Annotated in this window: 9 protein-coding genes; 5 read left to right on the top strand and 4 right to left on the bottom strand. The window is 56.2% G+C overall.

What is annotated here, in order from left to right; all coding sequences use genetic code 11:
- Window positions 1-50: 50 nt before the first annotated feature.
- From IEX75_RS19910 to IEX75_RS19925, 4 genes are all read left to right on the top strand, one after another.
- Window positions 51-1211, top strand: coding sequence for an acyl-CoA dehydrogenase family protein (locus tag IEX75_RS19910; protein WP_188797026.1), 1161 nt, complete (start codon window positions 51-53; stop codon window positions 1209-1211).
- 628 nt (window positions 1212-1839) lie between these two features.
- The gene (locus tag IEX75_RS19915) at window positions 1840-3930 is read left to right on the top strand and encodes an ATP-binding protein (protein WP_229720983.1); all 2091 of its coding nucleotides are present in this window, start codon (window positions 1840-1842) and stop codon (window positions 3928-3930) included.
- Window positions 3930-5321 carry a DNA double-strand break repair nuclease NurA gene (locus tag IEX75_RS19920; RefSeq protein ID WP_188797027.1) on the top strand — a complete coding sequence of 464 codons (1392 nt, stop codon included), beginning with the start codon at window positions 3930-3932 and terminating at the stop codon, window positions 5319-5321. Before IEX75_RS19915 ends, IEX75_RS19920 begins: the two co-directional genes overlap by 1 nt.
- Before the next feature lie 105 nt (window positions 5322-5426).
- Entirely contained in the window at window positions 5427-6362 is a 936-nt protein-coding gene (locus IEX75_RS19925) for a DNA adenine methylase (RefSeq protein ID WP_188797028.1), read from the top strand.
- Between the two features lie 155 nt (window positions 6363-6517).
- Here the strand turns inward: IEX75_RS19925 and IEX75_RS19930 are convergent, their stop codons facing one another.
- On the bottom strand, window positions 6518-6868 hold the full coding sequence (locus IEX75_RS19930; RefSeq protein ID WP_188797029.1) for an HVO_A0114 family putative DNA-binding protein: 351 nt from the start codon (window positions 6866-6868) through the stop codon (window positions 6518-6520).
- A 362-nt stretch (window positions 6869-7230) separates the two neighbouring features.
- Between IEX75_RS19930 and IEX75_RS19935 the strand changes: the two genes are divergently transcribed.
- Window positions 7231-8256, top strand: coding sequence for an IS1595 family transposase (locus IEX75_RS19935; RefSeq protein WP_188797030.1), 1026 nt, complete (start codon window positions 7231-7233; stop codon window positions 8254-8256).
- A 75-nt stretch (window positions 8257-8331) separates the two neighbouring features.
- Here IEX75_RS19935 and IEX75_RS19940 read toward each other — a convergent pair whose 3' ends face one another.
- The 3 genes from IEX75_RS19940 to IEX75_RS19950 all read right to left on the bottom strand — a co-directional run bounded on the left by IEX75_RS19940 (window position 8332) and on the right by IEX75_RS19950 (window position 13358).
- Window positions 8332-8772 (bottom strand): hypothetical protein, encoded by a 441-nt coding sequence (locus IEX75_RS19940; protein ID WP_188797031.1) that lies wholly within the window; start codon window positions 8770-8772, stop codon window positions 8332-8334.
- A 180-nt stretch (window positions 8773-8952) separates the two neighbouring features.
- Window positions 8953-12153, bottom strand: coding sequence for a multidrug efflux RND transporter permease subunit (locus IEX75_RS19945; RefSeq protein WP_188797032.1), 3201 nt, complete (start codon window positions 12151-12153; stop codon window positions 8953-8955).
- Between the two features lie 11 nt (window positions 12154-12164).
- Window positions 12165-13358, bottom strand: a complete 1194-nt coding sequence (locus tag IEX75_RS19950; RefSeq protein ID WP_188797033.1) for an efflux RND transporter periplasmic adaptor subunit — start codon at window positions 13356-13358, stop codon at window positions 12165-12167.
- Window positions 13359-13664: the final 306 nt, after the last annotated feature.

Below are 13664 nucleotides of genomic sequence, written 5' to 3' on the forward strand. Positions count from 1 at the left end.
ACACAGCTAAAATAAGCGGCTTTCCCCTCCTCCTTCCCCCGGAGCCGCTTATGGATTTCCGTTTCACCGATGACCAGCTTTCCCTTCAATCCATCGCCCGCGATTTCGCACAAAAGCGCATTGCGCCGGTGGCGGCCGAACTCGATGCCAAGGGCGAGTTTCCGCTGGACAACATCCGCGAGATGGGTCAGCTCGGCCTGATGGGCATCGAGGTGCCGCACGAATACGGCGGTGCAGGGATGGACCCGGTCGGCTACGTGTTGGCGATGATCGAGATTGCCGCGGCCGACGCGGCGACGTCCACCATCATGTCGGTGAACAATTCGCTGTTCTGCAACGGCATCCTCAAGCACGGCACGGAAGAACAGAAGCAGAAGTATGTGCGTGCGATTGCACAGGGCGAAGCGATCGGTGCTTATGCGCTGACGGAGCCGCAGTCGGGCTCGGATGCATCCGCCATGCATACGCGTGCGTCGAAGAATGCCGATGGTAATTGGGTGATCAATGGCAAGAAGAGCTGGATCACGTCGGGTCCGGTGGCTCGCTACATCGTGTTGTTCGCGATCACCACGCCGGGTATTGGCGCGAAAGGGGTATCGGCCTTCATCATCGACACGCAACGGCCTGGTTTCCATGCGGGCAAGACGGAGCCGAAGCTCGGTATTCGCGCATCGGCGACCTGCGAAATCGAATTCAACGATTACGTTTGTCCGAAGGAAGACCTGTTGGGCGAGGAAGGTAAAGGTTTTTCGATTGCGATGGGTGTGCTTGACGCCGGCCGCATCGGTATCGCGTCGCAGGCGGTGGGTATTGCGCGTGCGGCGTATGAGGCGACGCTGCAGTGGTCGCGCGATCGCAAGGCGTTTGGTCATCCGATCGGCACGTTCCAGATGACGCAGGCCAAGATTGCCGATATGAAGTGCAAGCTGGATGCCGCCACGCTGCTGACGCTACGCGCGGCGTGGGCGAAAGGCGAAGCGGAAAAGAATGGCGGACGTTTCGGTACGGAGGCTTCCGTTGCCAAGCTGGTGGCTTCCGAAGCGGCGATGTGGATCTCGCATCAGGCGGTGCAAATTCACGGCGGTATGGGCTATTCGAAGGAAATGCCGCTGGAGCGTTACTTCCGCGATGCGAAGATCACGGAGATCTATGAAGGCACCAGCGAGATTCAGCGGCTCGTGATTGCGCGCGCGGAGACCGGGTTGCGCTGATCGCATAACCGAACGGCCGTTGTTCCCGCTTCCGCAGGAGTGGCTGCCACGTGAGTTGTGCAGAGGATCGGAAACGCTATTTGGTAGCAAATGCCCCAAAGAACCATCATCGTATAACTAATTGAAAATTATAGGCCCTCCTGCCTGGAGGGCCTTTTTTAATTTTTTGTGCTCGAAGACGCTAAACGGAAGCTGTTGCACAAACTCAGCTCCGGGCCACAGGGTGGCTCAAAAAGATTTAACTAATTGAATTTTCTAAGTATTAATGCAGAGCCCCCCCAATCCCGTCGCTCTGTCGTTGCCACCTAAGCGCGGATCGGTCTTGGTCACATACAAAGCACCTCATGTCGGGAGCGCGTCATGGCTGCCAGCGCCCTCTACTCGGGGCGCAAACTACCGCCATGCGTGGCGGTCCAGCCACCATTGCCCGAAAGCGAAACGGCGATACGGGGTTTCAAGGCTGGCCAGCTCCAGATAGCCTGCCGCTGCCGTTATGCTGAAGATAGACAGCAAGGAAGCCGCTGCCGGCAGCTAGGTATTTCCGGCCCCTTGCCATAGGCCGCCACGACTTGGCTCGTCAAAGGGGCTGAGCGCCAGGCAACTACAGTTCAAGGAAGGGGATTACAGCGTGGTCAACATCACTAATCAGGTTGTAACGAGCGAATCACCACTGGTGAAGCTTCTGGGGGACTTCGAGGAGTCATTTGTTGGTTTTGTATATGGCATGCGCTTTGACGAAGTTCTTGTTCTGACCAATGACGCTTTCAAGCACAAGGTCAATGGCATACCACATAACTCCTTTTTGGTTGCTGCCGGCTTCAATCCGTCGCGATTCGGCGATGCGGAAACCATTGATCAAGAGGTTGTGCTTCTTCGAGTATTGGAACCCGTAAGCCTTCCTCAAGATAACGACTTTGTCCGAACCCGCATCGAGCACCACCAGCGCCGTACCGCAACGGAGAAGTATCCAGGCGAAGTTAATGATGGCCTAGATCCCATTACGGCGGTGGAGTTGCAGGCCGGAGGGCTGCGCTGCAGCGTGCTAGGCACTTTCTATATTGACGACAAGGCAAACCTTCGCCTTGGTAGCGATATTGAGAATTTCATGACCTTGTCGCGCCTCCGCGCATATAAGCCACGAGGAGAGGCATTGGCAACGATTGTCAATCACGTTAATCCCGAGGTTCGAGACAAGGCGAAGGAGGAAGCTCTCAAAGCTGGCTTCAAGGGAATTCCTTCGGCCATCCACATTGGCTCTGTACGCTATACATCAACGGCGCGTATGCATCGTGGCCCTAGTGAGCCGCTTGTGCCGGTAATGATACAGCCCACAGATTTTCTCGCGCGACGCACTGCCGTGCTTGGCATGACCAGAACGGGTAAATCCAATACTGTGAAGACAACAGTCTCTGCGGTTGCGCTGGCAGCGATGACCGACGGTATCAAAGTGGGGCAATTGATTTTCGACATAAATGGCGAATATGCGAATGCCAACCATCAAGATGACGGAAGTTCGATTGCAGATGTATTTCCCGCGCAAACGGTTCGGTATCGAGCAATTGAAACCAACGGCTTCGAAGACCTGCGAACCAACTTCTACAGAGATTGCGACCAGGCTATTAACCTGATTCAAGCTCTATTTGAGATAGATAAGTCCCCGTTCTCGGGGCAAGATCTGGACGCCTTTATGTCCTCAACGCTTGAGGAGCCAGACCAAAGTGAACGGTCTGAGCACACCCGCTGGAAGAGGCACCGAGCAGTTTTCCAATGCATCCTGTACCGCGCAGGCTTTGCCGCCCCCAATGGTTTGGCTGTCGAAGTGCCGATCGCAAAGGCCCTGACGAAGCAGGTAACCGATTGGGCCAACTCCCAAACCCCGGTTCCGAATGTTGCCATCCCGCAATCTGAACGAGTTTCGTTGCCTGAGGCATGCGCTTGGTTTGAGCAGTTGCGACAGATCAATCTGTCGCTCAAGGAGCAGCAGAAGAATCAGAATATCCCTCAGATCGGATTGGTCTCTTCGACACCGGGCAATTCCTGGGTTGACCCGATGCTCGAAGCGTACCTCAACATGCTCGCCCGAGAGACGAGTCGCAAACAGTCTTTTGGTGGATGGCGCGCCGTACAAAAATATACCAATTATCATTCTAGTAGGCGCGCCGCTGACGTGACCAATGAGGTGATTGGGCATCTTGATGTCGGGAAAATCGTCATCCTAGATCTTTCGGCGGGGCCAATCCAAATCCGCACAGTGCTTTCAGAACGCATCGCGCGCCAAATTTTTGAGCGCCAGATGGCAACGATGCATCGTGGTGATACACCTCAAAATGTTGTCATCTATGTAGAGGAAGCGCACAACATTATCGGGAAGCGTGCGGAACTGACCGAAACATGGCCTCGAATGGCGAAAGAGGGTGCAAAAGCGAAAATCGCGTTCGTCTATGCGACCCAGGAACCGTCATCTGTTCATCCGAATATCTTGGCAAACACCGAAAACTGGTTCGTTACTCATCTAAACAATGACGATGAGCTAAAGACTCTCGGTAAGTTCTATGACTTCAGCGACTTCATCGGCTCGCTCAAGGCGGCCCAAGACGTCGGCTTTGCACGAATCAAAACTCTTTCCGCCCCATTTGTGATTCCTGCCCAAATCAATCGATTCTCTCCCGAAGAGATCAAGGCAAAGATGGTCGGACTAAGTGCAGTAGGTGGCAAGTAATGCCGTATAAAGGTGAAGTAGCTGGCAAAGGTGGCCATTCGGATTTCGTGAGAAATCCAGATGTCCAGGCGTTTCTGGCCGAGTGCGACTATATGCGTCAGCCGAGCGACGCCGAAGCAGGGGCGATGGCTTCGACCTTTAGCGTGGCGCCTGCGGGCGATCCGTCCTTGCTTCCAAAGTATGTCGTGGCATCGGATGCGAGTAAGAGTGACACGCCGATTAACGATCGACTTCCAAGCACACAGGTCGGCTTCATCAAGGTCAGCCAGATATTAGTTAGCATGGATAGCTATGCCGAGTTGATTGACCCGCAAAGCCGGTTCGTTGACCCGTTCAAAGCTGCCGAAATGCATCGCAACGCTGCAGCCATCACATTCACGCTCCCTGGTAGCAACGTGCGTTACCTGGGAGCAAAGAGTGTCAAAGACGGCTTCCGGCGCGCAGTCTTCAGACAACTAAATGCTGACCGGAGTAATGGGGGTGGTAGTCGCCTCGTGCTATCGGATGTTCTTGTGAATGTCAATGACGGACGAGTCAGCGTAGGACGATCATCGAGCCGCGCTGGACAGTGCCCATCTTGTAGCGCGGAGCACGACTTTACGTTCACCATTAGCGAGCAAGAGAAAGTCTGCCCATCCTGTAATGAGCCGGTCTTCGTGACGGACTGGCTTCGACTCCACGAGGATGTCTCCGACTTTGGTAACAATACGAGCGCGATGACTCGCATGATGAATGCCATCGAACATCTACTCCTTGCTGCGCTCATCCAACAAATTTTTCTCGCCGACCCTCGCGCGCTATCCAAGATGGCGTTTGTTATGGATGGGCCGCTAGCGATATTTGGTCAACCCGCAAAGCTCCATGCCCGGATCATGGCGCTGTTATATGGCGTCAACACGCGCCTAGCGGAACTAAAGCTGGATCCTTTGCTGATTGTCGGCCTTCAGAAGACTGGTGAGGTCATGGATCACGCCAATCTGTTGAGTCGCTTCTTGCCAAACGGTGTATTCCGCGTCCTTGATGACGCTTATCGCTACAAATACATAAAGGGTAGCGATTCGCCAGCAGACAACTTTGGTTTCGAAACCTACTATGGACAGGATTTTCTTTTCAAAACTGAGAAGGGCCGTATCTTCAATTTTGCATTGCCTTATCCGTTTTCGGACAAGTCGGGGGATCAGAAGAAATTCGCGGACGCCAAAGCTCAAATTTCCAACTATGGCTCGCTCATCTCGCGAGCCTGCGACCTAATCAGGCACTTTGAACTCGATCTTTACGAGAGCGCCATCGTCCCCGTGGCACTCGCTCACAGGCATGCATCGATCAGCATCATGCCGGGCGGAAAAGTCCTCGACATCATTACGAAGACAGGCCTACAGCGTCGGCCGTGAATACGGGAAAGCGGCCCCTGCGGCATCACAAAACGCATCCACACGGTGCTGCTGGCCAGCCGCGATGGACTTCTGTACGATAATGGCCTCCGCAGGAGATGTAACGTGCCAATCAATCACTCCCCTCTCCGCTATCCCGGTGGCAAAGCAGCACTCGCTCCGTTTCTAAAGGCGCTTATTCAGGAAAATGGGTTGGGCACGGTGAGCTACGCGGAGCCATATTGCGGCGGCTCTGGTGCAGCATTGGAACTTCTGTTCGAGGGGATAGTCGATGCTGTTTACCTTAATGACATCGACCCCGCCATTTATTCGTTCTGGCGAACCATTGTTCGTGATCCCGAAGCATTCTGTTCGTTGATTGCTAGTACACCAATCACGATCGACGAATGGCATGTGCAGCGTGAGTATTATCTGCGATACCGCACACGCGTCGGACCTAAGTTGGCTTTTGCGGCGTTCTACCTGAATCGCACCAATCGATCCGGAATACTTGCTGCAGGCCCCATTGGGGGCCGGGCTCAAACTGGCAAATGGCTGCTTGGGGCGCGCTTCAATAAAGAAGAGCTCATTAAGAAGATCAAGCGCATTGCTCGATATGCCGATCGGATTCATGTCAGTCAGCTAGATGCGATTGAGTTCCTTAAAGACACGATCAATCCGTTAAAAAAACAAATTTTGGTGTATTTGGATCCACCGTATTACGTGCAGGGCCAAAGTCTTTACACTAATCATTACGGGCCTGATGACCACGCGGCGATCGCCAAATTTGTTCAGAAGAAACTGAATAAACCGTGGGTTGTTTCTTACGACAATCATCCGAAAATAGAGCAATTGTATGGCACCTGTGAACGAGTAGATTACGGCATTCGCTACTCGGCGCAGGCGCGTTACTTCGGTCGCGAGCTTATCGTGATCTCAGATAAGTTGCAGATGACGGATATCACCGACCCACTGTCGGTCGACCGACTGCAGTCGCAACAGCGTAAGCGCGAGAATGATGTGTCGCGCAGAGCTATGTGGCGACAAGCAGGGCACGCTTAAAAGGGGCGGCTATTCGTGCTTGATGCGTTAGTTCAGTACATTGCCCTTAATCAAACCTACGAGTAAATCTGCTCAACAATTAGCTTTCATCCAGAACCTACCGTTTCTATGTACGCCCATCGTAGACACGTCATACATTTAGATGTTGACGCGACTTAGATGGCCACGATATGGAATCTTGCTGCTTCTGCAACTGGCTTGACCGTATTGGCCTGGTGCTCAAGTTTGACTAAGCCATAGTTGGCCATGGTCTTGAGTATCCGAGAGAGGTTTTTAGGCGACCTTTCCATCGTGGTGGCTAGTTCGGCAATAGAGGCTGGATGTGTCTCCGCAATGGTCCGTAGAAGCTCACGGTTTTCGTCGCTCAGAATCGTCGCAAGCGATTTCATGGATGGAAACCATATTTTTGGGTCATCGGGTGATGGCTTGAGCTTTCCAGTCGCGATAGCTAACACGCGCTCGCGGATTTTTTCTTGCGACATGATGCCAATTTTTATGGTTTTCATGCCCTGGCATCCAATAATTAAAGCCGCTCCTTCGAATTGACTTTGAGCCAAGCCTCACGAAGAGCACGAGCATCCACTAGAGCGTGATGCCGCTTGGCATCTGGATGTTCTTCGAACCACGACTCGGTACCGTCCAACACAGCTTTTTCTCTAAGCTGAGTCACAACCACATCAGGTAGAGCGCCTGGCTTATTTGTCACCGATCGCGGCAGGTCCAGTCCGTTGATGGCATGCCTGAGCAGGTGCCAACGTACCTGTTCAGGTGCGATAGGTCGCTGCGCGCCCGGTGGTCGGCTATCGGCCCCGCCCACCCTCACATTCCTGTGAGGGTGCCATTCCTTCGTCTGTTTTTAGGATCGAAGATGGCGCAGCACCACCTTCACAGCAAGGAGGCGAGAAATTTTGCCTCCTTCCGGCGCTCTATGACTGAAGAAGAGGCAGAAAGCCTTTTGGCGGAGGTCAGATGGGGCAGTAAAGACATGCAAATGTGCCCGAAGTGCGGAGTTGTTTATCGACACTATCGTAAGCATCGCCGCCGCCGTTGGCGTTGTTCAAAATGCACTTGCGAATTTAGCGTGACCTCAGGGTCTGCGTTACATAGCCATAAGATTCCCTTCAAGGTCATCATCGAGGCTGTGTTCGAATTTGTGAACCACGTAAAAGGGGCCGCCATTTTGCAGATGAGTCGCCAGCTAGGGCTAACGCCGAAAACTTGCCAAGTCTTCGAGGGGAAAATTAGAGAATTTCTTGTCAAGTGCACGGACCTGACTCCACTGCAGGGCACCGTTCACATGGATGGCGCTTACTTTTGCGGTAAGCCACGAAAGCCGAATCGCAAAATCAAGATGCCCGCCGAGGCCATTGCTAAACGCTTTGGCAGTAAGAAGATCCAAAATACATCTCGGCCTTGGATCGAGATGGGTATGACTCAGCAGAATTGGCGTCGTCAGGCTGATAAGCGTGTCGTCATGTCGCTATGTGCCTCTGCCGGTAAAGGAAATGGCTCAGCTCGCGTTTTGGCATTTGTTTGCCATTCTGAAAACGCGGTTGACATAAAGAACCTGGCAGCGCGTCTTCTTACGCCCGGCACAATCGTCATGACCGATGAACACGCAGCTTATGGCGTATTGTCCGGGCCTTATGAGCACTACAGCGTCTGTCACGCAGAGGAATTCTGCACGGCGGAAGGCGTCTGCAACAACATGTCAGAGACATTTAATAGTCGTGCGCGTCGCGCCCAATTCGGCGTGCATCATGGCTTTAGGCCGAAATATCTCCAAGATTACATGTCAGAATCCGCGTGGCGTGAAACGAACCGAAAGTTATCCCAGCGTGATCAGGTATTGGAAATTCTGAGAGTATTGCTATCGACGGGAAAATCCGAATAGTGGCGCGGCTACTGGCAAGGTCGTTATCGAACGTATGAACTTGGATTGCACCATTTCTTTGGCTCGCAAGCTTTGTTAGCGAAGTCGCCATAGGCTTTGATTAGAGCCATCGTAACAACGTCCCTTGGAAATACCCTGGATTCTCTGTACTTGACCTTCTCTCAACATGCCGCGCAATCGTCGACGGACAGCTATATGCACGTATGCATAAGCGTCATCATCCACCGTTGCGTTTAGTTGGTGAATGATCCTTCGAGCGATCTCTGCCGTTGACGCCCAATCGTGGCGATTGGTGAGGATGCTTCGAATCTGACGACTCATCTGCCCATGAGGAACCAAGCGACGGTGATCGTGCGGAACGACCGGACGCAACCCAGTAGGATCGATTTGGATCTCATGCAACTGGAATGTCTGATCGAGTGCCGAAAGCTGTTGTCTTAGCTTATTTACACGGGCATCAATCGATTCGAATTGCCCTTTCAGCTCCGCGTGTTTCGGCTCAAGTTTCTCGAGCATTCCTGAGAGTCGTGATCGCCTTACGATCAGCCACTTAAGCGATGATGGTGTTTTCCAGGTCATGCGCTAAGGCTACCCAGGGGCAACCTTAGCGTCTTGGGGCATTTGCTACCAAATAGCGATCGGAAACGAAAAAGCCCCGGCATGGCCGGGGCTTTTTCGTTGACACGTCAGCTACGACTATTGGTGCTCATGCCGAGCCAGCTTATGCGTGGCTTCGTCCATCTTGTCGCCGAGCATGCGGCGCACGCTCACGTAGAACACCGGGATCAACAGCAGGCCGAGGAAGGTGGCGAACAGCATGCCACCGATCACGCCGGTACCGATTTCGTGGCGGGAGTTGGCACCCGCGCCGGTGGATGTCACCAGCGGCAGCACGCCGAGGATGAAGGCCATCGAGGTCATCAGGATCGGGCGCAGTCGCAGGCGGGCTGCGGTGACCACGGCATTGAACAGCGTCTGGCCTTCGGCCTGCTGTTCCACCGCGAATTCCACGATCAGGATCGCGTTCTTCGCGGCCAGGCCGATGACCGTCACCATGCCGATCTTGAAATACATGTCGTTCGGGAAACCGCGCAACATGGACGCGACCACCATGCCCAGCAGGCCCAGCGGCACCACCAGCAGCACGGCCACCGGAATCGACCAGCTTTCATACAGGGCCGACAAGCACAGGAACACGATGAAGATCGACAGGATCATCAGCAGCGTGGCCGAGTTGCCGGCCAGCAGTTCCTGATACGACTGACCGGTCCAGTCCGCACCGAAGCCATGGGGCAGGTCGTTGCTCACGATGTCCTGCAAGGTCGACATGGCCTGGCCGGTGGAGTAGCCCTTATTGGCATCGCCCACGATTTCGATGGCTGGATAGCCGTTGTAACGCGTGAGGGAGGGCGCGGCCATGCTCCAGGTGGAATGCACCACGCTGGACAGCGGGATCATGTTGTACGGACCGTACGGCGAGTTTGTACTGGTCGACGTGCTTGATGATGTGCTCGAGGTGGTGCTGGTGCTCAGCGAGCTGGGCGTGTAGATGTGGCTGAGTGCATCCGTATCCATGCGATACGGCGCATCGGCCTGCACCATCACACGCTTCACGCGGTCTTCGTAGATGAAGTTGTTGATGTAGACCGGCGCGAGCATCAGCTGGATGGCGGTGTACACGTCACTGACCGACAAGCCCAGTGCCCCAGACTGCACGCGGTCCACGGTGAGGTTGTACTGCGGTGCATCCGGCAGGATGTTCGGGCGAGTGCCGAACAGGGTGGGGCTCTTGGACGCCTTGCCCAGCAGCATGCCCATCGCCTGGCCCAACTCGGCGCGCGACTGGCCGCTGCGTGCCTGCAGGTACATGTCCAGGCCGCCGAACTGGCTGAGGCCGCGAATGGTTGGCAGGTTCACCACGAAGATCACCGCGTCGCGAATACCACCGTGCAACACGCCGTTGGCCTTCAGGATGAAATCGTCCGCGGTGATCGAGCGCTCGCTCCAGTCCTTGAGCTTGATGAACACCATGCCGGCATTTTCACTGCGGCCCACGAAGCTGAAGCCGCTGATCTGGTACATGCCCACGTAGTCATCTTTCAGCGGGCTGTGATCGAGCGTGTCCTTGATCTCCTTCATCACCTGTTCGGAGCGTTCGAGCGAGGCACCGGGCGGCAGGCTGACGATGGCCAGCGCAAAGCCCTGGTCTTCGTTGGGCACAAAGCCGGTGGGCAGCTTGGTGTAGAGAAAGCCGGCCAGCATGGCGATCAGCACGAACACGATCATCCAGCGCGGAGCGTGTCGCACTGCACTGCCGATGTGACCCTGATAGGTATGCGTGACCCGGTCGAAGATGTTGTTGAACGCGCGATAGATGAAGTTTTTCTTATGCTCGTGCGTGGGCTTGAGAATGGTTGCGCACAACGCCGGCGTGAACGACAGCGCGAGGAAGGCGGAGAAGCCCATCGACACGGCAATGGTCAACGCGAACTGCTTGTAGATCACGCCCGTGGCGCCAGGCTGCAGGGCAGACGGCACGAACACCGCCGCCAGCACCACCGTGATGGCCACCACCGCGCCGGTGATCTGGCTCATCGCCTTGCGTGTCGCTTCCTTCGGCGGCAGGTTTTCCTCAGTCATGATGCGTTCGACGTTCTCGATCACCACGATCGCGTCGTCCACCACGATACCGATGGCCAGCACCATACCGAACAGGGTCAGCTGGTTGATGGTGAAGCCCATCGGAGACAGGCCGATGAAGGTACCGAGCAGCGCAACTGGAATCACCAGGGTGGGAATGACCGTGGCGCGGAAGTTCTGCAGGAAGATCAGCATCACGAAGAAGACGAGGATGATTGCCTCGATCAGCGTGTGCACCACTTCGTTGATCGACACGCGCACGAACGGCGTACTGTCGTACGGCGCGAACCAGGTGACGCCTTGCGGGAAGTCCTTGGCCAGTTCGTCCATCTTCGAACGCACAGCTTCGGCCACCTGCAGCGCATTTGCACCCGGCAGCAACTGCACGCCGAAACCACCCACCGGCTGGCCGCTCCAGGTGGAGACGAAGCCATAGGTCTGCGGACCGAACTGGATGCGCGCGATGTCCTTCATGCGCACCACGGTGCCATCGGGATTGGCACGCAGGATGATGTTGCCGAACTGCTCGGGCGTGTTGAACAGGCCCTCGGCCGATACGGTGGCGGTGAAGCTCTGTCCATCGGGCGCGGGATCGGAACCCAGCGAGCCGGCCGCAAACTGCACGTTCTGGGCAGAAATCGCGTTTTCCACCTGGGTGGCGGATAGGCCGTAACCCTGCATCTTGTCCGGGTTCAACCACACGCGCATGCCATACTCGGAGCCCACCTGGAAGGTGCTGCCCACGCCGGGAATACGGCCGATCTGGTTGATCACGTTCGAGCCGACGATGTCACTGAGGCGGTTGGAGTCGATCTCCGGATTGTTGGAGATCAGGCCCACGAACATCAGGAAGTCCGGGTTGGCCTTGGCTACCACCACGCCCTGTTGTGTTACCGCGGCTGGCAACTGCGGCTGGGCCAGCGATACCTTGTTCTGCACCTGCACCTGGGCGATGTCAGGGTCGGTACCGGTGGCGAAGCTCAGCGTGATCGTGGACGTGCCGTTCGAGTTCGAGGCCGAACTGAAGTACAGCAAATTGTCGACGCCGGTGAGCTGCTGCTCGATCACCTTGGTGACCGTGTCTTCCATGGTCTGGGCGCTGGCGCCCGGGAAGGTAGCTGTCACCGTGACCTGTGGCGGCGCGATGTTGGGGTAAGACTCCACACCCATGCCCAGCACCGAGATGATGCCTACCAGGGTGATCAGAATGGCGACCACCCACGCGAAAATGGGGCGGTCGATAAAGAAACTCGGCATCAGTGTTCTCCTTACTGATGACCGGCGGCGGCAGGATCTTGGCCGGCCGGCGCCTGGTCAGGCTTCCATGGGGTCGCCTTGGCGGGTGCACCCGGCTTGACGCCCTGGACGCCCGAGACGATCACCTGATCCCCGGCGGCAAGACCGTTGGTGACCAGCCAGTCGTGGCCGAGCATGGTGTCGGCCGACACGCGCTTCTGTGCCACGTTGCCATCCTGGCCGACTACCAGGGCATAAGCGCCGGCGGGGTCGCGCTGGATACCGGCCTGCGGAATCAGGAACACTTTGTTGAGTTCACCCATGTTGGCGGTGAGCGTCACATACATGCCCGGCAAGATGCGGCGGTCAGGATTGGGCACCACGGCGCGCAAGTTGATCGCGCCGGTCGTCGGATTGACCGAGGTGTCAGAGAAATCCAGCGTGCCTTGCTTGTCGTACTTGACGCCGCTGGGCAGGGTGATCTCCACCGTGGTCTTGTCCTGATCGGCCAGTTGCACGTTGCCCTTGGACTGGGCGTGACGCAGTGTCTCGAGGTCGGCCGCACTCATGGTGAAGTTGACGTACAGCGGATCGAGCTGGTCCACCGTGGTCAGCAGGGTCGCATTGGCGCCTGCATCCGACGTGCTGTTGCCGACGATGGCGCCTTCGGTCACCTGCTGCTCGCCGGCGCGACCGTCGATCGGGGCGGTAACGTTGGTGTAGCCGAGGTTGATGCGTGCCGTCTGCACGTTTGCCTCAGCCTGCTTCACCGCAGCCTGCGCGGAACGTTCGTTGGCTTCGTCAGTGTCCAACTGCTGGCGTGAGATATAGCCTTGCGGCACCAGCTGGCGATCGCGATTGGCGATCACGTGCGCATTGGTGTAGCTGGCTTGCGACGATGCCAGTGCTGCCTCGGCGTTGGCGAGGGCGGCCTTGTAGGGCACCGGATCGATCTGGAATAGCGGCTGGCCCTGCTTGACGTCCGTGCCTTCGGTGTAGACGCGCTTGAGCAGCACCCCCGATACACGGGCACGCACGTCGGCGCTGCGGTAGGCGGACAGGCGTCCCACCAGGTCCTTGGTCAGCGGCACGTTCTGCGGCTGGGCTTCGAACACCCCCACCGTCGGTGTCGGCATCTTGGGCGGACCTTGTTCCTTGCTGCTACAGGCGGCAAGTGCCAGCAAACTCAGGCACAGCACCGGTGTGCGCATTGGCGTCGACTTCATGAGAGCTCCATGACTAGCGTAATCGGGGTATGGGGTGGGCTCGGCAGGACATGCCGGACGCCCGGCTGTACTTGCCGGAAGTTCTTACGTTTATCGGATCAAGGCCAGTTTGTCCTGTGTCGTTGGTCCCTGCTAGCAGGAACGTAAGCAAGACTATACCGGCCAGTTTACAATTTCTGCGGTGCGGGAATCCAGCCTTTCAGGCAAATGACGAACGGCACAGGCGGGTAGGCCTTACTTGTGAACAAAGGCGCCGGGCCAGGCTCGCACCCATGCGATGGCCGCCTTCCCGCACAGGGCGGCGTC

The organism is Dyella nitratireducens (genome assembly GCF_014642835.1).
GTDB lineage: Bacteria > Pseudomonadota > Gammaproteobacteria > Xanthomonadales > Rhodanobacteraceae > Dyella_B > Dyella_B nitratireducens.